The organism is Pseudomonas sp. B37(2017), from assembly GCF_002112885.1.
Lineage (GTDB): Bacteria > Pseudomonadota > Gammaproteobacteria > Pseudomonadales > Pseudomonadaceae > Aquipseudomonas > Aquipseudomonas paraglycinae.
The window spans coordinates 948,863-968,820 of the sequence record NZ_NEIX01000001.1 but is presented as its reverse complement, the minus strand read 5'-3'; the positions used below and the strand labels follow the sequence as shown (position 1 = coordinate 968,820).

Sequence of the window (19,958 nt, the reverse complement as noted above, 5' to 3'; positions counted from 1 at the left end):
TTTCGAGGACGAGTGCGCCCTCGGTGGCGAGCGAACCCGCCACACGGTCGTTCAATTCAACGGTTCGGGACGCGTCAGACCGCTGGCGGCTTGCGCGGCGCGCGGGGCTTTTTCTCGGCGGCTTTTTCGCCCGGGGGAATGACCTTGGCGGCACTGGCTGGCTTGGCCTTGGCCGTCGTGGCCTTGGGCTTGGCGGCGGGCGCCTTGCCATCGACGGCTTTGGCGGTGGCGGTCTTGCCAGCGGTTTTACTGCCGGCAGCCTTGGGCGATTTTTTCGGTGCCAGCGCCTCGGACTCAGCCAGTTTGCGCGCCATCTCCCAGTGGCGCGCTTCCTGGCCTTCGGGTTTACCTTCGGATTCCCAGATCTGATAGGCGAATTCGCGGATGCGTTTATCGTCGGTACTCATCGCAATGCTCCTGAACTGAACTCATGCTGCTAGACGTGTTGGATAAGCAGATTGACCGGGAAATCCCCCAGCGCGGTGCTGACCTGCAGCTCCCTGTTTTTTGTGACTGCGGTGCTCGAAAAAAGTCCCTTCAGATTTTCGTCAGAGGCGTCGAACGGTAAAACCACCCGCGTATCGCCCCAGCGCAGCGCATCGACCATGGGTAGGGCACTGTTTTCCAGCAGTGTTGCGCAACGGATCGGCACGATCACGATGACCCGTTGCTCCCCATGCTCGCGGGCAAACGCGAGCACGTTGTGCGCCTGGCTGCCCAGCACCTCGAGGGCCTGGTACGAACCGCGGCGGAACAATTCGCTGTGTTCGGTGCGCAACTGCAGCACCTGGGCGATCAAGGCCTGCTTGATTCGCCCGTCTCGCCAACCGGACAACAGTTCCTCTGCGGGCGTCGCCGTCAGGGTCTGTTCGCGCAGACCGTAGTCCACCGGCCGGCGGTTGTCCGGATCGACCAGACTGAAATCCCAATACTCGTTGCCTTGGTACAGATCCGGTATCCCCGGCACCGTCATGCGCAGCAAGGTTTGCGCCAGACCGTTGAGGGCGCCGGCCGCAGCGATGCTGTTGACGGTCTTGGCCAGCGCCCCGCGCAGCAGTTCGCCTTCGGGGGCCAGCAGCAATTGTTCGGTGAACGCTTGAGCGGCGTTTTCGTATGCCTCGTTCGGCGCGCTCCAGCTGCTTTGCAGCTTGGCTTCGCGCAGGGCTTTCTGCTGCCACTGCCAGATTCGTTTGGCGTAGTCGGCGAAACCGGCCTGATCGTCGTCGCGCAGGTCCAGCGGCCAACTGCCGAGCAGCGCCTGATAGAGGATCAATTCGTCCGCCGACGACGGCAGCTGATCGTCATGACGCAGCGGCCGGGCGAGGGCGCGCCACAGTTCGATCTGTTCGGCGTACCAGTGGCTGCGTTCGCTGAGCACGGCCAGCCGCGCGCGGGTGTCTTCGCCGCGTTTGTGGTCGTGGGTGGCGGTGGCCAGCAGGTTGTCCGGGAAGCTCGCCAGACGTTGCTGGTTCACCGCGTGAAAGTCGCTGACCGGCGCGCTGAACTGCTCGGTGTTGTAGCCGACGTCATTGCGCGACAGCAGCACCGCCGAGCGATACAGCGCGGTGTCTTCCACCGCTTTGGCGGCGGCCGGTGAAGTGAGTTGCTGAAAGCGCACGCAGGCATGCTTCAGAATCTTGCGCGAACGGCCACGGGGCTTGCGTCGCCACGGCTGGCCGCCAAGCCAACCGGCTACAGAGTCGAGCACCGGCCAATCGGCTTCGCTCAATGTCTGCCGCGCACCGTCCATGGCCTGCTGGAAAAACACCTCGTCCCGCGCCGAGCGGCCCATCGGGGTGATGTAGGTGCGATAGACCGGGAAGTGCACGATCAGCGCCTGCAACACCCGACGAATCGAGCCGAGCGTGAGGTCTCGGGTCATCAGGTCATCACGCGCCACTTGCAGCAGGGCCTGGGCGACGCTTTCGCAATCGCTGGCCAGCGAGCCGTTGAGGATCTGCTGGCGCGCCAGCTGCGCTTCTTCGATAAACGCAGAGGGACGCTCGGTGCGGCGTTTCCACAGATCGCCAAGCACATGTTCGCCGTCCGGATCGTGTTGCAGCAGCGACAGCTGGTTCATGAATTCATAACCGGTGCTGCCGTCCACGGACCAGTCGGTGGGCAGGGTTTCGCCGTCGCCGAGGATCTTCTCGACGTAGATCGGCAAGTGTCGGCCCGGTGCCAGGTGGTCGAGGCGGCGGCGCAGTTTGCGGCAGTAACTGCGCGGGTCGGCGAGGCCGTCGATGTGGTCGATGCGCAGGCCGTCGATCAGGCCTTCGCCGATCAACTGGAAAATCTTGCCGTGGGTGGCCTCGAACACCGCCGGACGCTCGACGCGCAAACCGCCGAGTTCGTTGATGTCGAAGAAGCGCCGCCAGTTGATGTCATCCGCCGCCGTGCGCCAGCTCGCCAGGCGATAGCTTTGCCGCTCCAGCAATTGATGCAGGCGCTGAAAACCTTCTTCGGTCTTCGAGTCGTAGTGGGTCAGGTTGCGCTGGATAGCCTCGAGGTTCTGCGGGTCGCTGGCCAGTTGCTGGAGTTCTTCCTTGAGCGGGATGGCCAGCGAGCGGGCGTCGGTCTGATAACTGAGCGCGCTGAAGCGGTCGGCGAGGGCCTTGAGCGCTTCATTCGGGGCGTCATCGGATTTGAGCAGTTCACCGTAATCGCCGGGGCAGATCGGAAAGTAATGTTCGTAATGCTCGACATGAAAGGTGCCGCTCTCTGCGTTGAACACCAGCGGCAGGGTCGCGTCCTGTAGCGCGACGCCGTAATCGCTGCCGAGAAATGGCAGCAGCAACTGGCCTTCCATCAACGGGTCGGGCGAGTGCCACTGAATGTCGAAGAATTCGCCGTAGGGGCTGAGCCGTCCCCATTCCAGCAGGTCGAGCCACCACGGGTTGTCACCGCCACCGACCGCCATGTGATTGGAGACGATGTCGAGGATCAGCCCCATGCCGTGTTCGCGAAGGCTGGCGACCAGGCGGCGCAAGGCCGGCTCGCCGCCGAGTTCCGGATTGACCCGGGTCGGGTCGACCACATCGTAGCCATGCATCGAGCCCGCGCGGGCGGCGAGCAGCGGCGAGGCGTAAATGTGGCTGATGCCGAGTCGAGAGAAATACGGCACCAGCGGCACCGCTTGATCGAGGGTAAAACCGCGATGAAATTGCAGGCGGACCGTGGTGCGCAGTGTCTGGATAGGCAGTGCACTCATCGGTCACGCTCGGCTGCCTGAAGACGCGCGCAAGCCAGCAGTTCCAGGCGTCGTGCGGCGTCAACGCCGTCGAGCAGCGCTTCACTGGTGCCCGGCAAGCGACGCGACCAGTTTGGGTGGGTGTCGATGGTGCCGGGCAGGTTGGCCTGTTCGTCGAGCCCCAGCGCATCTTCCAGTGGCAACAGCACCAGCGGCGCCCGGGTGTGGCCGAGGAAACGTACAGCGGCGTCGACCACCTGATCGGCTTCGTGAGATTCCTCGCGAAAGTTTTGCGGGTCCTGGCTCAGGGCACCGCGCAGGCCTTCACGCTCGCGTTCGCGGTAACGGCGCCAGTCGATTTCGCCATTGGCGTCGATCAGCCCGAGCCGCGCGTTCCAGTCGATGTCGCGGCCATGCCACCAGCCGTTGAGGGTCGGCAGATCGTGGGTGCTGGTGGTGGCGAGGGCGTTGTCCGGCCAGTCGAGGATCGGCTTGAAATGGGTGTTGTCCTGTTCAAACAACAACACGCGCATGCCGAGCATGGCCCGGGCGACGAGTTTTTCCCGCAGACCATCGGGCACGGTGCCGAGGTCTTCGCCGAGCACGATCGCTTGATGGCGATGGGATTCGAGGGTCAGCAGACGCAGCAGGTCATCCACTGGGTAATACAGGTAGGCGCCGTCCGCCGGGACCGCGCCGTTGGGGATCACCCACAACCGTTGCAGGCCCATGACATGGTCGATACGCAACCCGCCGGCGTGGGCGAAGTTGGCGCGCAGCATGTCGATGAACGCGCGAAAACCGTTGCGCACCAGACCTTCCGGGGAAAACGCGGAAATGCCCCAGCCCTGGCCCGAGCGATTGAGGATGTCCGGCGGTGCGCCGACGGTCAGCGAGGCGAGCAATTCATCCTGAAAGCTCCAGGCCTGACTGCCGGCACCGTCCGCACCCACGGCCAGGTCGGCAATCAGGCCGATGCCCATGCCGGCGCTGCGGGCGGCGGTCTGGGCGCGTTCGAGGCAGCGGTGGATCAACCACTGGCAGAACGCGAAGTAGCTGATGCGCTCGGCGTATTCTTCGGCAAACGCGCCAAGGGCGGCGCCGCGCGGGTCATGCCAGTGTTCCGGCCATTGGCGCCAATCGAGGTTTTCGCCACGGGCGGCGCGCATTTCCTGAATGGCTTCGAAGCGGCAGTGGTTTTCCAGCGCTTCGCCGCCGGCATCGCGGAAGCTGGAGAAATCCGCATGTAACGGGTGCTCGCCGCTGATGAAGCCGTCGTACAGGGCTTGCAGCAGTTTCAGTTTGGCCTCGGCGGCTTTCGGCCAGTCGATCAGTTTCAGGTTTTCCAGTTGCTCGAACTGATCGGTCAGGCCGGCCGCCTCAATCGCATCGCGCAGCGCGCGCTCGCCGAGTATCGCGCCGGGTGCGGCGTACAGCGCATTGAGAAACAGCCGACTGGACGGCGAGTAAGGGCTGTAGCGCCCGGTGTCGGCGCTGAACATCGCGTGCAGCGGGCTGATCGCCAAGGCATCGGCACCGCGCTCGCCGGCCACCCGGGCCAGTTCTTCCAGGGCCTGGGTGTCGCCGAAACCGCCATCGCCGGGGCGGCGCAGGCCATACAGCTGCACGCTCAGGCCCCACGCGCGAGGTATCGGGCTGTCCACCGCGTCACCCACGCTGAAGCAGCGTTCCGGTGCTACGGCCAGGGTGAATTGCTGGTCGGCGATGTGCACTTGCTGATAGCCGACCGGAATCTCGCCGGGCAACACGGCCTCGGCATCCAGCTTCAGGTTCAGGCGCGAGCCGTCTTCAAGGTGAATCTCGCAAGGGGTTTCGGGTTCGAAATAACGGGCCAGGTCCACGCCCACGCCGGCGTCGGCAGTGAGTAGCGGTGGCAGATGGCGATTTTCCTGCACCTGTTGCAGTTCGAGCAGGCTGGCGTCGATTTCCTGGGCCGTTCCGGCCGGGTGACCGAGGCCGGTCAGAACATTGCGCAGCACCGCCGGGGCGACTTTTTGCGGTCGGCCGTTGGCGTCAATCCAGTCGACGGCAAGGCCGGCTCGGCTGGCGAGAATTTCCAGTTGCGCATCGCTCATAGGCGCTCTCCATCCAGGGGTGGCAAAGGGGTTGCGGCCGTGAGGCTGGCGAGCGCGCAATACGGGGGCAGTTGCCCCTCATCCGACAGGCCAGCGTCGGATGGCTGACGAAACAGCCACACCGAATCAGCCTGTGGAAGGTTGACCACTGGCGTATCGCTGAGGTTCAGGTCGATTCGCAGCTCGCTGCCATCGCCCAGCCGCCAGCGCGCGCTGACCGCCCCGGGCCCCAGCACCTGTGCGCCGAGTGCCTGCGTTCCGGACAGGTTGGGAATGATGTATTGATGGCGCAATTGCAGCAGTTGGCGGTACAGCGCCAACGTCTCCCGTTGCCGAGCTGTGCCGCTGCCGACCAGCCGCGGTTGTGAGGCGTGAAACGTTTGCTCGGCGTTCGGATCGGGAATCTGCTCGCGCTTGTGCGGATCGGAGAAAGCACTGAACGCCGCAAACTCGTTACGCCGACCTTCGCGCACCAGCTTTGCCAGTTCGCCATGGTGGCTGGTGAAAAACAGGAACGGTTGTTCGGCGGCGTATTCGTCGCCCATGAACATCAGGGGAATCATCGGCGACAGTAACAACAGCGCTGTCGCAGCATCCACTGCGCGCGGGTCGGACAATTGATGCAAGCGTTCGCCGAAGGCACGGTTGCCGATCTGGTCGTGATTCTGCAGGAACAGCACGAACGCCGTGGAGGGCAGATGCTCGCTTGGCTCGCCGCGGGGTTCGCCGTGGCGGGTGATATGCCCCTGAAACACGAAACCCTGGCTCAGGCAGCGGGCCAATTGCTCGGTGGGTTGCAGTGCATAGTCCGCGTAATAGGCGTCAGTTTCACCGGTCAGCAACACGTGCAGGGCGTTATGGCCGTCGTCGTTCCACTGCGCGTCATAGTTTTCCTCCAACAGGCTCGACTGGTTGAGTTCGTTCTCGATGGTCAGCCACACATGGCGGGCGGGGTCGATCTGCTGACGTATGCGATGTGCGAGTTCAGGCAGAAAGTCCGGGCTTTGTATGGCATGCACCGCGTCCAGTCGCAGGCCGTCGAAACGGTATTCCAGCAGCCACATCAAGGCGTTTTCGACGAAGAAGTCCCGCACTTCGCGACGACGAAAGTCGATAGCCGCGCCCCACGGCGTGTGTTTGTCTTCGCGGAAAAAGCCTTTGGCGTAGCGATGCAGGTAATTGCCGTCGGGGCCGAAGTGGTTGTAGACCACGTCGAGAATCACTGCCAGGCCATAACCGTGGGCGCTGTCGATAAGGTGTTTGAGTTGTTCCGGCGTGCCGTAACTGGCCTGCGGCGCGTAATGCAGCACGCCGTCGTAGCCCCAGTTGCGATCGCCGGGAAACTGCGCGATCGGCATCAGTTCAATGGCGGTGACGCCCAGCCCGGCCAGACGCGCCAGATGCTGCTCGACTTCGGCAAACCCGCCGAGCGCGCCGACATGCAATTCGTAGATCACCGCTTCATTCCACGGCCGACCTTGCCAGGTGGTGTTGCGCCAGGAATAGAGGTGCGGATCGACCACCACGCTGTGGCGGTCGAGGTCACCGTCCTGCGCCCTGGAGGCCGGGTCGGGCACCTCCAGCTCGCCATCGATGTTGAAACGGTAGCGGCTGCCGGCGGGGCAGCGGGTCTTGATGACAAACCAGCCATCGCCCTGGGGCAGCATGGGCAGGGACTGGCCGTTGTCCAGCTCGACGCTGACGTAAAACGCATCCGGCGCCCACAACGCGAATTGCGTGTGGTCGGCATCCAGCATAATCGCGCCGTGGGGCCAGCTTTCAGGTGTCCGTGACGGCATCGTTGAAAACCTCCCTGGTTATTTGTGGTGCGTTTTACCCAGCGCCTTGGCCACCAGTTGTTCGTAGAGTTCGGCGTAGGGTTCGACCGCCTTGCACCAGTTGAACGGCGCGGCCATCGCCCGGCAACGCATTGCGTGCAGCAGGTCCGGGAAAGCAAACACCTTGAACGCGCGGCTCAGGGCTTCGCGGTAGCTGTCCGCGGTCGATTCGTTGAACAGGAAACCGGTGACACCGTTTTCAATGGTGTCGGCCAGCCCGCCGGTGTTGCGTGCTACCGGCAGCGAGCCGAAACGCTGGGCGTACATCTGGCTCAGACCGCAGGGTTCATAACGCGATGGCATCAGCAGGAAATCGCTGCCGGCGAACATGCGTCGGGCGTCGGTTTCATTGAAGCCGATGCGCACGCCGATCTGGCCGGGGAAGCGCAGCGCCAGTTCGCGCATGGCCTGTTCTTCTTCCGGTTCGCCACGGCCGATGATCGCGATCTGGCCACCGTTCTGGACGATGTATTCCGAGACGGCTTCGGTCAGGTCCAGGCCTTTTTGATAGACCAGACGCGAGACCACGGCAAACAGCGGTCCTTCGGAATCTTGCAGACCGAACAGTTCGCGCACATGGGCGGCGTTGACGGCTTTGCCTTCCCAGTCGCCGATGGCAAACGGTGCGAACAGGTGTGGATCGGTGGCGGCGTCCCAGCTTTCATCGATGCCGTTGGGGATGCCGCTGAGCAAACCTTGCTGGGTCTTGGCAGCGAGAAAACCGTCGAGACCGCAGCCGAAGTCCGGAGTGGTGATTTCCTGCGCGTAGGTGGCGCTGACCGTGGTGATGTGGCTCGAATAGGCCATGCCGGCCTTGAGGAACGACATCTTGCCGTAGAACTCCATGCCTTCCTGTTGCAGGGCATGGGCGGGAATCCCGAGTTCCGGGCACGAGCCCAGGCTGGTCACGCCTTGATAGGCGAGGTTGTGAATGGTGAACAAGGTCGGCGTGCGTTGCCCGCGCCAGTGCATATAAGCAGGCGCCAGCCCGGCCGGCCAGTCGTGGGCGTGCACCAGATCCGGGCACCAGTGGATTTGCGCGAGGTTGGCGGCGATATCGGCAGCGGCCAGACCCAGACGGGCGAAGCGAATGTGGTTGTCCGGCCAGTCGCGACCATTGTTGGCGCCATATGGGCCACCGTCACGGGCGTACAGTTCAGGGCAGATCAACACATAAATGACCAGACCGTCGGGCATGTCCATGCGCCCGATCTTGCAGGGCGGCAGCGCGGCGTGGCCACCCAGTTCACCGATGATGTGGATCGGATTTTCGCTGTTCATCACTTGCGGGTAACCGGGGATCAACACCCGGACGTCATGCAGGTGCGCCATGGCGCGGGGCAGGGCGGCAGAAACGTCTCCCAGACCGCCGGTCTTCACCAGATCGGCGATTTCCGAGGTCACGAACAGCACTTTTTTCTTGTTCGGGTTCTGGCTGGCCACCGGGGTCAGCGTCTTGGTGCTCGGGACGTTGATCGACCGGCTGCCGGGAATGCTTATGGTGCTCGATTCACCCATCGGCTGATGAGCACGCTCTCCCTGAATATCCAATGCCGCACTGATCATATGAATCTCCCGTCTTTTTTGATCTGATTCTTGTGTTAAACAAGCGATGTCCATGGCCAAGTCCTGTGGCCGGGCGCAAACGCGCCACGCATCGGTGAGCAAACGCTACCCAACACGCGCAAGCAGAATGGGTGAGAGGGCCATTGCAAGACTTGAACCAGTCACTTTGGCCCTGCCTATCAGATGACCCGCCGCCATCAGCAAAAGTTTCGACGAATTTTTGACTTTATGACCGGCCGGTTTTACCCCGCGAAAACCAGTCTAGGCCAGATACTAGAGCGGGCCAGGCCAATCGGATGAATTGTTCGACAATCTGTTGCAGGCTCACGAAATCCGTGGCTTCGGGAGGGGGTGCGCCCCGACGAAGTGCATGTTTGGCGGGGTCGATGATGCAAAATGGTGACCGGCCGGTCACGAATTCGGGCGCCGGGAAAGTGCGGGCGCACTGTTGCGGTGCGGACAGTTGTGTTGGCGGGCGAACAGCGGGTGCTGCTTCGCGGGCAGGGATTGCCCGCGAAGGCGAGGAGTTTCAGTTGAGCAGGCGGATCGGTTCCCCGGCTGACCAGGCTTGAATGTCTTCGATCATCTGCGAAAAGAACAGCTCATAGTTCTGGCGGCTGACGTAGCCGACATGCGGCGTGGCCAGCACGTTGTCGAGGGTGCGAAACGGGTGCAGCGCAGGCAGCGGTTCCTGATCGAACACGTCGAGGGCTGCACCGCCGAGGCGCTGTTTCTGCAAGGCTTTGATCAGCGCCGCTTCGTCGACAATCGGCCCGCGCGCGGTGTTGACCAGCAGCGCGGTCGGCTTCATCCACTCCAGCGCCTGAGCATCCACCAGACCCCGGCTGCGGTCGCTGAGCACCAGATGCACCGACAACACGTCAGCCTGTTCGAACAATTGCTGCTTGCTGACATAAGTGACGCCGGCCTGTTCGGCGCGCTCGGCGGTGAGGTTTTCGCTCCAGGCGATCACGCGCATGCCGAACACCTGACCGAACTGCGCCACCCGCTGACCGATGCTGCCGAGCCCGAGAATGCCGAGGGTCTTGCCGTGCAGGTCGCCGCCCAGGCCTTGCTGCCACTGGCCGGCGCGCAGGGCGTTGGCCTCGTTCAGCAGATTGCGGGTGGCGGCCATGATCAACGCCCAGGTCAGTTCCGGCGCCGCGTGTTTGTAGCTGTCGGTGCCGCAGACCTTGATCCCGAGGCGGGCGGCGGCCGGCATGTCCAGCGCGGCGTTGCGCATGCCGCCGGTGACAAGCAGCTTCAGGTTCGGTAAGCGTTTGAGCAGGTCTTCATCGAAGCGCGTGCGTTCGCGCATCACGCAAATCACCTCGAACCGGCCCAGACGTTCGGCCAGCGTGGCGTTGTCCGCCGGGTACTCATGGACGAAGGTGACTTCACCAATACTGCCCAGCACCGACCAGTCGACCACGTCCCGCGCGACGTCCTGCCAGTCATCGATCACCGCAATCTGCACCGCCATCAGCGTTACCTCTTCAACGAACGGGATTGGTTTTGTCCAGCCAGCCGAGCAGTGCCTCGTGGAATTTCGCCGGCTCTTCCATCTGCGGGGCGTGGCCCATGCCGGGGAATTCCACCAGCGTCGACTGAGGAATCAGTTTTGCCACCTGCTTGCCCAGCGCGTCGTAGTGGCCGATTTTCGCCTTCACTTCCGGCGGCGCAATGTCCTTGCCGATGGCGGTGGTGTCGGAAGTGCCGATCAGCAGCAGGGTCGGCATCTTCAGGTCCTTGAACTCGTAGTACACCGGCTGGGTGAAGATCATGTCGTAGATCAGCGCCGAGTTCCATGCGACCTGAGTCTTGCCCGGGCCGTTGCTCAGACCCGCGAGCATGTCGACCCAGCGGTCGAATTCGGGTTTCCAGCGGCCGTCGTAATAGGTCGTGCGTTCATAGTCGCGAATGCCCTGGGCGGTGACTTTAAGTTCGCGCTGATACCACTGATCGACGCTGCGATACGGCACGCCGAGGGCTTTCCAGTCTTCGAGGCCGATCGGGTTGACCAGCGCCAGTTGCTCGACCTGATCCGGGTATTGCAGCGCGTAACGGGTGGCGAGCATGCCGCCGGTGGAGTGGCCGAGCAGAGTGGCTTTCTGGATGCCCAGCGTCTTGAGCAGTTGCTGGGTGTTGGCCGCCAGTTGCTGGAAGGTGTACTGGTAGTGATCGGGTTTGCTGGAGGTGCAGAAACCGATCTGATCCGGGGCGACCACCCGGTAACCGGCCTCGCTCAGGGCCTTGATCGAATTGTCCCAGGTCGCGCCGCAAAAATTCTTCCCGTGCATGAGCACCACGGTTCGCCCGTTGGCCTTGCCGTGGGCGGCGACGTCCATGTAACCCATCTGCAGCGACTTGCCCTGGGACTGAAAGGCAAAGTGCTTGAGGGTGTAGGGATAATCGAAGCCTTGCAGCTCCGGGCCGTATTGCGGGCCTTCGGCGTGAGCAAGCAGGGGTAGGGCGGCGGTCAGCAGGAGGCCGGGCAGCCAGCGGGTCAGCGACACAGACATAGGACAACTCCACAAGAAATCGGCCGATGCTGGAACGGCCGGATTAGGGCGACGTTAAACACAGGCAATCCTCGGGCCCGATCGTTCAACCGAGCCAGCCGAGGGTGAGCATCGCCAGCACCCCGTAGCGGGCGCCTTTGGCGAGAGTGACGATCAACAGAAAGCGCCCGAGAGGTTCGCGCATGACCCCGGCGATCAACGTCAGCGGATCGCCGATCACCGGCAGCCAGCTGAGCAGCAGCGACCAGTGACCATAACGCTGATAGTGAACGCGGGCGCGCTCCATATGCCTGGGGTTGACCGGAAACCAGCGCCGGTCCTGAAACCGTTCCAGCCCGCGCCCCAGCCACCAGTTCACCAGCGAACCGAGGACATTGCCCAGCGTCGCCACCGCCAGCAGCCCCCACAGCCAGTAACGATCGCTGACCAGCAGCCCGACCAGCACGGCTTCCGATTGCAGTGGCAAGAGTGTCGCTGCGCCAAACGCGGCCAGGAACAGCCCGAGATAACCCGCCGTCATCAATGGGCCGGGTAATCCGCCACCACCACATCGGCGCCGTCTTTCTTCAGGCCGATCACTTGATACGCATCGCTCATGCCGTCCATTTCCATGCCCGGCGAGCCCATCGGCATACCCGGTGCGGCAACGCCCAGCAGATCGTCACGCTTGCTCAGGGCCAGTACCTGTTCCGCCGGCACGTGGCCTTCGACGAATTTGCCGTTGATGATCGCGGTGTGGCAGGACGCCAGACGTGGCGGTAGGCCGTGTTGCTGCTTGAAGCTGCTCATGTCGGATTCGACGTGGTCTTCGACCTTGAAGCCATTGGCTTCCAGGTGGCTGATCCACTTTTTGCAGCAACCGCAGTTGGCGTCGCGGTGGACTTCGATCGGGATAAGGTCGGCGGCTTGCGCCAGGGAGGAAATGAACAGGGCGCTCAGGGCGGCCAGACGCAGGTGGTTTCGCATGGAGGGCTCTCGGCTCGAAGGAGGAACGGTCAAAAAAGGAAGGCATTTTGACCGGTTTTTCCTGCCGGGCATCAACGGAGTGTTTCCAAGTGATACGAGGCAGGCCTGCCAACATGATCGTAGATCAAAGCTGACAGGCCACTGAGCGCAAGATGACAAAACCGTCAGCGAACCTTGAAGCGCCCCATGATCGCGCTCACCCGGCTGTTGGCTTCCAGCAGCTGGCGGGTGTTGAGTTCGCTGGCTTGGCCGCTTTCCACCAGCTCATCAACCATGTGGCGGATCTGCACCATGCTGCGGTTGATCTCTTCGGTGACCGCACTTTGCTGTTCGGCAGCGGTGGCGATCTGGGTGCTGAGGCTGTTGATGTGGCTGACGGAGCCGGCCATCTCGTCGAGACCGCTGTTGACTCGCGCCGTGGCGTCCGCAGCCGACTGGCAGCTGGCCTGGGTGTTTTCCATGGCGCTGACCGACGAGCTCACGCCCTGGGTCAGGCGGGTCAACATTTCGTTGATTTCCGAAGTGCTGGCCTGGGTGCGGGCGGCGAGGGCACGCACTTCGTCCGCCACCACCGCAAAACCACGACCCTGCTCACCGGCGCGTGCTGCTTCGATGGCGGCGTTGAGCGCCAGCAGGTTGGTCTGGCCGGCAATGGCGCCGATCACGCCGAGGATTTCGGTGATGCGCTGGGCATCCTGCTGCATGCTTTCGACTTTGTGAGTGGCGCTGGCCACTTCGTCGATCAGTGCGACCACGCTGCTTGACGCTTCGCCAACCACCACGCGCGAGCGGTCGGCGTTTTCGTTGGCGCGCTGGGTGAAAGCGGCGGTTTCGGCGGCATTTTGCGCGACGCTTTCGGCGGTCGAGCTCATTTCGTTGATGGCGGTAACGGTCTGGTCGGTTTCCGAGGCGTGGCGCGCCAGAATCTGGCTGGTGTGCGTAGACGTACGTTGCAGGTTGTCGAGGCTTGAGGCCATGGCGCCGGTGGCCTGGGTGACTTCGCCGATCATGTTCTGCAGGTAGGCGATGAAGGTGTTGACCGAATGCCCGATGGCACCGAGTTCATCTTCAGCGCGGATGGTGATGCGCCGGGTCAGGTCGGCATCGCCGCTGGACAGTGAATCGATGTTGGCTTTCAGCGCTTTCATGCGCGAGACCAGTTGGCGGATCGCGTAGACCTGCAACAGCACCAGCAGGATCACCAGCGGAATCTGCAACAGGCTCAGGCTGCTGAGCACGTCGTCACGCTGGGCGGTGAGCATTTTGGTCGGCAGTGCGGTGGCGAGGAACCACGGGGTGCCTTCGATCGGGCGCATGAAGAAGGTGCTGGCTTCACCGTGGTTGTCGAATTCGACGCGCTGCGCCTGCTCGCGATTTTGCAGACCGGCCTTGACCTGGCTGGCGAAGGTCGAGCCGCCGGCCAGTTCGCTGATGTTCTTCAACACGATCGGCCCGCTGATGCGCGAGCTGTTGCTGATGATCTTGCCGTCGGCCTCGACGATCAGCATTTCGGCGTTGAGGTCTTTTTCCTTGCGCGCCACCAGATCGTTGAAGAAGCCCAGGGTCACGTCGATGGTCGAGACGCCCCAGGCGCTGCCGTTTTTCTGGATGGCCATGGCGCAGTTGGTGCGCGGTTCGGCGCTGGCGTCATCTTTATAGGCAGCGGCCCACGCGCACTGGCCGCGCGGGGTTTGCATGCCGCCCTTGTACCAGCTCTGGTCGTAATAATTGGGGGCCGCGTCGCTGTTCCAGAAGGTGTTCACCGCCAGTTTGCCGGAGGCATCCCGGTGCCAGAACGTACTGAACTTGTTGCGCCCGGCCTCACGCTGGCCGGGCAGCGGCCAGATGCCGCCGCCGAATACTTTGAGTTCGCCGTATTGATCCACCAGCCCCGGCAACACCGTGTCGATGGCCGCGCTGTCGAGCAGCGGAATGGTCTGGGTGATGCTGCGCTGTTGCGCCTGGACCTTGTTCAATTCGCCCTGGATCTGCTCGGCCACTTCAGCGATGCGGTTGAGCACGACCTGTTCTTCGGTATGGCGCAGCTTGGGCGCGACCAACTGGCTGATGCCAACCACGGTCAGCACCGACAACAACAGAATGAACAGAACCAGAAACAGCGTGTAGCGAGCCTGAATGGTGCGGAATGCGGGCATGGAAACCGGTCCTTGAGCAGGGATTCTTATTGTGGGCAGGGGAAAAACAGCGCGGGTTTCCTAACGTATCGTCGGGTACTCGGGAAGCTTTAGGTACTTTCGTCCTAAAAGAGCCGATCCCGACCAAAGGAAGGTATCTGGCCTGATACACGGGAACTAACCGTCCCGAACATTAGAGCAATAAACCCACTTTCATCACCTTGTCATGAACGCTCTAGTCCCGTATTTCCGGGGCTGTTGCCGATTTGTATCGTGAATGTACAAAAATTGTAAAAAAGTGCAGAAAGGAGTTGGTGCCATTAGTTTGCCGGCCGATACTCCGGGCAACTCAAATGTGGTTCAACAAGGAATTTTTCATGTTTTCCTCGCAAGGAGCTTGCTCATGACTATCGGATATACCGGTGCCTGGCAACCCAAGGCGGGTTTGCTGGTTCGAGACACAGGCAGCTCGAGCAAACCGGTTTCTCAAAGCGTGAAGGTCAAGCAGATGCTGGCCCTGGTCGGCAACGATCCCAACGCGATCAGCATCGCGGAGATGGACAAACAGGGGCTGCACAAGAACATCAAGGGTTTCGATCCCACCAATGTTTCTGCCAAGCAGTTGGGCAGTCTCAGTGCAATGCTGCGTGGCCGGGGCCTGATTTCCGAGATCACGTCCATGACCCTGCTCAATGCCGGCGACAAGTTTGATCGCTTCGGCATACAGAAGGACCCGGATGCCAAGTTCAATGCGCTGGAGTACTTCGCAACGCAGCTGGATACCATCCAGAACAACAATCTCAAGGGCAACAAGTACGCGAATACGTTGATCCCCGAGTACAAGAAAGCCATTTATGTACTGCAGAACCTGCAGACTTATGGTCAGGGCGGGGAGCGCAAGCCTCCTACCGATCAAGGTATAAAAGCCAAGGCATGACAGACAGGGCCCACCCCGACAACGGGGCGGGCCCTTTCTTTATGGACGGTTGGCGTGAACCTGAAGCCCTGTCAGCGGGGCTATCTGCCGCTGCATATCGTCATGCAATCGCTGCATTTGCGGGCAATGCAATATCAGCGATTTGGGCTGGAACCCCCGATGAAACAACGCCAGCCATCCAGCGCCTCGTTCATCGGGCGCCAGTCCGCTGAACACGAACCCCATCGTCGATAACTGGCGCCAGGCATTGTCGAAACCCTGCGCCAGCCTGAGCCTGATCGAAATCAGCCAATGGTCGGGCAGTTGTTGCAGCTGCTTGAGCAAACTGTCGTCCACTTCGTTGAATACCCCGTCGTATCGCCCCCAGCGCTGTTCCAGCTGCGCCGGTGCGCCGACCCAGGGCGACACGTTCAAGCGCGTTCCGAACACGTCGCACATCTGCTGCATGAACTCACGGCATTCATCCGGCCAGGTCAAGGCCGGCAACGGGCGCTGATAACCATCGCCCGGGGCGTAACCCAGCACGAGCGATTCCGTCACCGCGCCGCCAAAGGGCGACGGTGCGTGATCGGGCAACACGCCGGTGTTGTGAAAACCAAGGCCGGCGGCCATTTTCTGGGTGTAGGGGTGATGGGTCATTTGCTTGATCGTGACCCCCTGATAACCCAGCGCCTGTGCATGGATCAGCAAATGCCGGCCCATTTGCGTGGCGACGTTTTGCCCACGGATCTGCGGATCTACCACGCTCAGGGCCAGTTCGGCGAGGGATGATCCTTTGTCGAGAATCAACGCGGAGTGACCTGCCACCTGACCGTTCGCCACCGCTACCAACGAGTGCCAGCGGCGGTCGGCATGGTTCTGGCTGATCATGCGGGGCAGATAAACATGCGGCTGAGCGTAATGGTCGCCATAGATCTTTCTGAACAGGTGGCTGACGGCCGGGGCGTCACTGGTGCGGTAGCCTCGCAGGGTGATCGCGTCCATCAGCAGGTTCCCTGGCCAGAGCCGTTGTAGACGCGCCGATCGAGCACGTGTTGCCGTTTGCCGGAGCGTGGATGGCGTGCCAGTTCCTGAACCTTGCAGCAGCGAATCTGCAATACCAGCAGGTGATCGGCGCTCAGTTGCCTGATCAACGGATAGTCTTCGATCAAGGCGCTGTGCAGCGTCTGGTCGGCTTCAGCGTTTGCCGGTGTCAGGGCGTCCGGCGCCCAGTGCAGGCGCAGGATATCCGTGGCGTCATCCTGCTCGATGACCAGTTGCCAATCGTCGCTGCCGGTGATGCGCAGCACGGTCTCGCCGATCGATTGCGGCAGCAGAGTCAGAATGCCCACGCGCACCCTCTGGCTGTCGGCACAGCGCCCCATCAGCGCGAACTTGCGCCCCGACGTGCCTGGCGGCTCTCGCCAGCACGCACGGTCACCGACCGGGTAGCGGATCAACGGCATCAACCGGCGCGTGAGGTTGGTCATGACCAGGCGCCCGACCCGACCGCATTCTTCGATCACTTCACCGGTCTGTTCGTCGAGAATTTCCAGCACACCGTGGCCTTCGGGAGCCCGGTGTTCGCCAAGAGCGCAGTCACGATGGCTGGCACCGATGAATCCGGCGTCCACGCTGGCGTAGCCGATCGAGGCCACGCGGGCATTGGGGAACACCCGCTCAAGCCGTTGCAACTGTGCGTCAAACAGGCTTTCGCCGGCGTAGAGCAGGGCGGTGACACCCTCGAGGGCCCGGCCATTCTGCTCGAGCCACGCGGCAAAGCTCAGCAGATGGGCCGGTATACCCGCGAGCACATTGATCCGGTGCCGGTCGATCGCATCGGCGAGAAGGTTCGAGTCGATATGGCCGGTGAAGGGAAACTCGACGATCTCGGTTTCAACCTGCGCCAGCGCATCGTGGGTGAAGATGAAACTGGCATACAGGTCACCCGCAAAGAACAGGTTGGCCACCCGGTCCCCGGCGCTCAGCTGCGCGTCGAGACTGCGACCGAAGTCCGTCACCAGCGTCTGCCATTCCTCGCGCCGGAACAGTGAAAACTTGCCGGCGCTGGTGGTGCCTCCGGTCTTGAAAACCAGTGCGTCATTCAGCGGCGCCGTCAGGACAGGCCAATGGTCAAGGTCATGACTGCCTTTCCAGTATTCCACGGGGTCGATCACCGGCAGTTGTTCCAGTGATGAGATGTGCGGGGGAATGTCGGCGAAGTGGCTTGCATAAAAGCCGGAATGCCGTCGCGCCAAGGTCACCAGTTCTTGCAGTTCAAATCGTGTGTTCATGTTCGGCTCCTTGCCTGTCTGCGCAGGGAACAACGCCCCGATTGTCGATCAGCAGCGGCGTCTTGCCGCTGTGTTTGTTGCGGGTGAACCGATCGCTGGCGCAAACCTCTACCTCAACGGTCAGCAGTCCGGTGTGGATGAGCGTCGCCAAGGTCGGATAGGTCAGCAGGCGACGCTGTACATCATCGGCTTGCCGTGGGCTGCGAAAGCGCATGCGCTCCAGGCCGTCCGGGGCATGTTCGAGGATCAGCTGGAACTCGGTCTGCAGATGCTCTGCCAGTTGCGACAGGCAGATGAAGTCGGTGCCGATGCGCATCAATCTGCCGTGGCGTTGCAGCAGTTCGAAGCGCGGCGTGGGCAGCCCGCAGTCACACGCACCGGGGAGCCAGCGACCGCTGTCGCCGACGTCGTAGCGCTGAACGTCCTGCCCCTCGCGCTCGATGGAGGTGAATACCAGACGCCCGGTTTCACCATCGATCACCGGTCGATCAGCCTCGAATTCGACGATCTCCAGATGCTGGATATCGCTCATGAGATGAAACACGCCATCGCCGGTGGCCGGGCAAGCATGGCCGAGCGGCCCGGCGTCGACACTGCCGTAAATGGCCGAGCGAATCAGCCTGACGCCGCAGCTGCGCATCAGCGCAAGGCTTTGTTTGCCAGGATGTTCGCCGCCGAGGAAGACTTTTTCGATCCCGCCATATTCGCGTAGCCGTTCCTGCTCATTGAGGAACAGACGGTGCAGGGTGCTTGGCATACCGACCAGCACGGTGACGCGCTGGTCGATGATTATCTGCGCGATCTCGCGGTAATCGTCATCGGCCGGCGCCCCCATCGGCAGGTGCGTGGCCCCCAGCAGCTCCAGCACTTTGGAAAAACTGAAAAAACCGCCATACAGCCCGCCGCTGAAGAACAGGTTCATCACCCGGTCGCGGCTCGGGTCGAGTCCCGCCGCGAACAAGCCGTCGGCGCTGGCACCCATCTGCCGATCGAAGTCGCGGTAGCTGTAACCGGCCAACGCCGGGGTGCCGCTGCTGCCGCCGGAGCGGAAATACAACCGCGACGTTGAATGGATCGGAAGGGTGACAAAGGTGTCCTTGCTCATGATCGGCAGATTGGCCACGCAGGGTGGCGTCGGCAGAGGGTCGAGCGTGGCACGGGTCGCAAGCTCTGTAGCCGGCAGACTGACCGATACCCGACGGCTCAATCTCTGCAAGGCATACACACCGTCGTGGGGTTCGCCCTCATAGCCCTCGTGAATCGCCTGCACCGGAGTGACCCGTGTGACACCTGCAGCGATCAGCGTTTGAGCCAGTTCGGCCATTTCTTGTTCGGCACACATCAGTCCGGCGCTTTGCAACACGTTTCGCCAGGGCAACAGCGCCTCGGCGATCCGTGCGCGCGACATCGGTTTGAGCAGCAGGCTGCGAAACAGCGGCGAGGGACCGAGTTGCTGGTCGTGGGTCCAGATCACCCGCCAGTCCGGCGCCTGCCACACATGACCGCTGGCCCCGCCAAAGCTCTGGGCCAGGCGCGCCATCGCCGTTCGGGTGGTGATTTCCGAGGCCTCCTGAATCGAAGGCGGCAGGACTGGCCATTGCCGGGATCGACGCTCGAACGCCTCGGCCAGTTCTTCGCCGATTGAGCGCAAAGTGTTTTCATCGTCACTGTCCACCAGCAGCCATTGCGGGCTGGAGCAGGCCTGCTGATCGAGGCGGCAGACTTCATCGGCCACGCTGTCCAGGGCTTCTGGCGTGACCGTTGCCGGTGTCAGGTAGATGAAGCTGATGCGGTGGCCCCAGTCGATCCAGCGACATCCGGGTGCCAGTTGCTGGCGGATGGCTTGCAGCGCCGACTCACCGCCCCACGCTGAAACGCCGTTGGCCTGTTGGCACAACTGACCGATCTGGGCCGTGCTGGCCGGAACGACGGCGACATGCCCGGCGATCTGGCCGGTCACATCACACTGCGCCAATCCATGAAGCAATTGCGCCGTCAGACCCTGATCGCTGCTGCTGGGGCGCAACCAGTTGACGTTGCCGGCCAGCAGGCCTTCGATCACCGCACAGAAAGCCAGCAGCGGTGCATTGCCGGGGGTGATGTGAACCACCAGTCCCAGCGGGCTCCAGCGTTCAAAGCGTGACTGGCGATAGTCGAGGCGACGCAGGCTGCCCGGCTGCTCGCCGAGTTCGCGCTCAAGCTTGCGCCGAAGGGCCGCGGGTTCGCAGAACTCGATCAGTGACTGGCGTTGCTCGGGATCGATAGGCAATGCCGTGTCCGGATCCTGCAGACGTTTGGCGAAAGCGGCTGCTGCGCTCAGCACGGTCGCTGTTTCGAGTGTTTTGGCCAATCGTTCCGGCAAATCCAGGTAAAGCTGTTGCAGTGCGCCGTCGAGGATGCAGTCGTCGTGAAGCTGTCCGTTGATCAAGTACATA

The 19,958-nt window shown here is 62.4% G+C and carries 13 protein-coding genes and 2 pseudogenes; 1 reads left to right on the top strand and 14 read right to left on the bottom strand.

What is annotated here, in order from left to right; all coding sequences use genetic code 11:
- Positions 1–74: 74 nt before the first annotated feature.
- The 11 genes and pseudogenes from CAF90_RS04370 to CAF90_RS29820 all read right to left on the bottom strand — a co-directional run.
- Complete coding sequence (locus CAF90_RS04370) at positions 75–407, bottom strand: DUF2934 domain-containing protein (protein WP_085604047.1); 333 nt, start codon at positions 405–407, stop codon at positions 75–77.
- Positions 408–436: 29 nt separating this feature from the next.
- Positions 437–3,211 (bottom strand): malto-oligosyltrehalose synthase, encoded by a 2,775-nt coding sequence (locus tag CAF90_RS04365; RefSeq protein ID WP_085604044.1) that lies wholly within the window; start codon positions 3,209–3,211, stop codon positions 437–439.
- Entirely contained in the window at positions 3,208–5,286 is a 2,079-nt protein-coding gene (gene malQ / locus CAF90_RS04360) for a 4-alpha-glucanotransferase (RefSeq protein WP_085604041.1), read from the bottom strand. The genes CAF90_RS04365 and malQ overlap by 4 nt, the downstream gene beginning before the upstream one ends.
- On the bottom strand, positions 5,283–7,085 hold the full coding sequence (gene treZ / locus CAF90_RS04355) for a malto-oligosyltrehalose trehalohydrolase (RefSeq protein ID WP_085604037.1): 1,803 nt from the start codon (positions 7,083–7,085) through the stop codon (positions 5,283–5,285). Before treZ ends, malQ begins: the two co-directional genes overlap by 4 nt.
- A gap of 18 nt (positions 7,086–7,103) precedes the next feature.
- Positions 7,104–8,690 (bottom strand): glycogen synthase GlgA, encoded by a 1,587-nt coding sequence (gene glgA, locus CAF90_RS04350; RefSeq protein ID WP_085604035.1) that lies wholly within the window; start codon positions 8,688–8,690, stop codon positions 7,104–7,106.
- A gap of 529 nt (positions 8,691–9,219) precedes the next feature.
- Positions 9,220–10,173: a D-2-hydroxyacid dehydrogenase family protein gene (locus tag CAF90_RS04345; protein ID WP_085604032.1), complete on the bottom strand. Its 954-nt coding sequence runs from the start codon at positions 10,171–10,173 to the stop codon at positions 9,220–9,222.
- Positions 10,174–10,186: 13 nt separating this feature from the next.
- Entirely contained in the window at positions 10,187–11,212 is a 1,026-nt protein-coding gene (locus CAF90_RS04340; protein WP_085604029.1) for an alpha/beta fold hydrolase, read from the bottom strand.
- An 85-nt stretch (positions 11,213–11,297) separates the two neighbouring features.
- The gene (locus CAF90_RS04335; protein ID WP_085604027.1) at positions 11,298–11,732 is read right to left on the bottom strand and encodes a YqaA family protein; all 435 of its coding nucleotides are present in this window, start codon (positions 11,730–11,732) and stop codon (positions 11,298–11,300) included.
- Complete coding sequence (locus CAF90_RS04330) at positions 11,732–12,178, bottom strand: DUF411 domain-containing protein (protein ID WP_085604022.1); 447 nt, start codon at positions 12,176–12,178, stop codon at positions 11,732–11,734. Before CAF90_RS04330 ends, CAF90_RS04335 begins: the two co-directional genes overlap by 1 nt.
- Positions 12,179–12,342: 164 nt before the next feature.
- Positions 12,343–12,870, bottom strand: a pseudogene (locus CAF90_RS29825) (methyl-accepting chemotaxis protein); the annotation flags it as partial.
- Between the two features lie 333 nt (positions 12,871–13,203).
- Positions 13,204–14,334, bottom strand: a pseudogene (locus CAF90_RS29820) (cache and HAMP domain-containing protein); the annotation flags it as partial.
- Positions 14,335–14,716: 382 nt separating this feature from the next.
- On the opposite strand from CAF90_RS29820, the gene CAF90_RS04320 reads away from it, so the two are divergent.
- On the top strand, positions 14,717–15,250 hold the full coding sequence (locus CAF90_RS04320) for a hypothetical protein (RefSeq protein WP_085604016.1): 534 nt from the start codon (positions 14,717–14,719) through the stop codon (positions 15,248–15,250).
- Between the two features lie 39 nt (positions 15,251–15,289).
- Here the strand turns inward: CAF90_RS04320 and CAF90_RS04315 are convergent, their stop codons facing one another.
- The 3 genes from CAF90_RS04315 to CAF90_RS04305 are packed head-to-tail and all read right to left on the bottom strand — an operon-like array spanning position 15,290 to position 19,957.
- Complete coding sequence (locus tag CAF90_RS04315; protein WP_085604013.1) at positions 15,290–16,234, bottom strand: GNAT family N-acetyltransferase; 945 nt, start codon at positions 16,232–16,234, stop codon at positions 15,290–15,292.
- Entirely contained in the window at positions 16,234–17,523 is a 1,290-nt protein-coding gene (locus CAF90_RS04310; protein ID WP_085604010.1) for a phenylacetate--CoA ligase family protein, read from the bottom strand. The genes CAF90_RS04315 and CAF90_RS04310 overlap by 1 nt, the downstream gene beginning before the upstream one ends.
- A complete protein-coding gene (locus tag CAF90_RS04305) occupies positions 17,507–19,957 on the bottom strand; it encodes an aldehyde dehydrogenase family protein (protein ID WP_085604007.1) in 2,451 nt (816 codons plus the stop codon). Before CAF90_RS04305 ends, CAF90_RS04310 begins: the two co-directional genes overlap by 17 nt.
- Position 19,958 lies beyond the last annotated feature (1 nt).

Coding starts and splice junctions, on each gene's coding strand:
- CAF90_RS04370 (WP_085604047.1), bottom strand. CDS start 407: ATGAGTACCGACGATAAACGCATCCGCGAATTCGCCTATCAGATCTGG.
- CAF90_RS04365 (WP_085604044.1), bottom strand. CDS start 3,211: ATGAGTGCACTGCCTATCCAGACACTGCGCACCACGGTCCGCCTGCAA.
- malQ (WP_085604041.1), bottom strand. CDS start 5,286: ATGAGCGATGCGCAACTGGAAATTCTCGCCAGCCGAGCCGGCCTTGCC.
- treZ (WP_085604037.1), bottom strand. CDS start 7,085: ATGCCGTCACGGACACCTGAAAGCTGGCCCCACGGCGCGATTATGCTG.
- glgA (WP_085604035.1), bottom strand. CDS start 8,690: ATGATCAGTGCGGCATTGGATATTCAGGGAGAGCGTGCTCATCAGCCG.
- CAF90_RS04345 (WP_085604032.1), bottom strand. CDS start 10,173: ATGGCGGTGCAGATTGCGGTGATCGATGACTGGCAGGACGTCGCGCGG.
- CAF90_RS04340 (WP_085604029.1), bottom strand. CDS start 11,212: ATGTCTGTGTCGCTGACCCGCTGGCTGCCCGGCCTCCTGCTGACCGCC.
- CAF90_RS04335 (WP_085604027.1), bottom strand. CDS start 11,732: ATGACGGCGGGTTATCTCGGGCTGTTCCTGGCCGCGTTTGGCGCAGCG.
- CAF90_RS04330 (WP_085604022.1), bottom strand. CDS start 12,178: ATGCGAAACCACCTGCGTCTGGCCGCCCTGAGCGCCCTGTTCATTTCC.
- CAF90_RS04320 (WP_085604016.1), top strand. CDS start 14,717: ATGACTATCGGATATACCGGTGCCTGGCAACCCAAGGCGGGTTTGCTG.
- CAF90_RS04315 (WP_085604013.1), bottom strand. CDS start 16,234: ATGGACGCGATCACCCTGCGAGGCTACCGCACCAGTGACGCCCCGGCC.
- CAF90_RS04310 (WP_085604010.1), bottom strand. CDS start 17,523: ATGAACACACGATTTGAACTGCAAGAACTGGTGACCTTGGCGCGACGG.
- CAF90_RS04305 (WP_085604007.1), bottom strand. CDS start 19,957: ATGTACTTGATCAACGGACAGCTTCACGACGACTGCATCCTCGACGGC.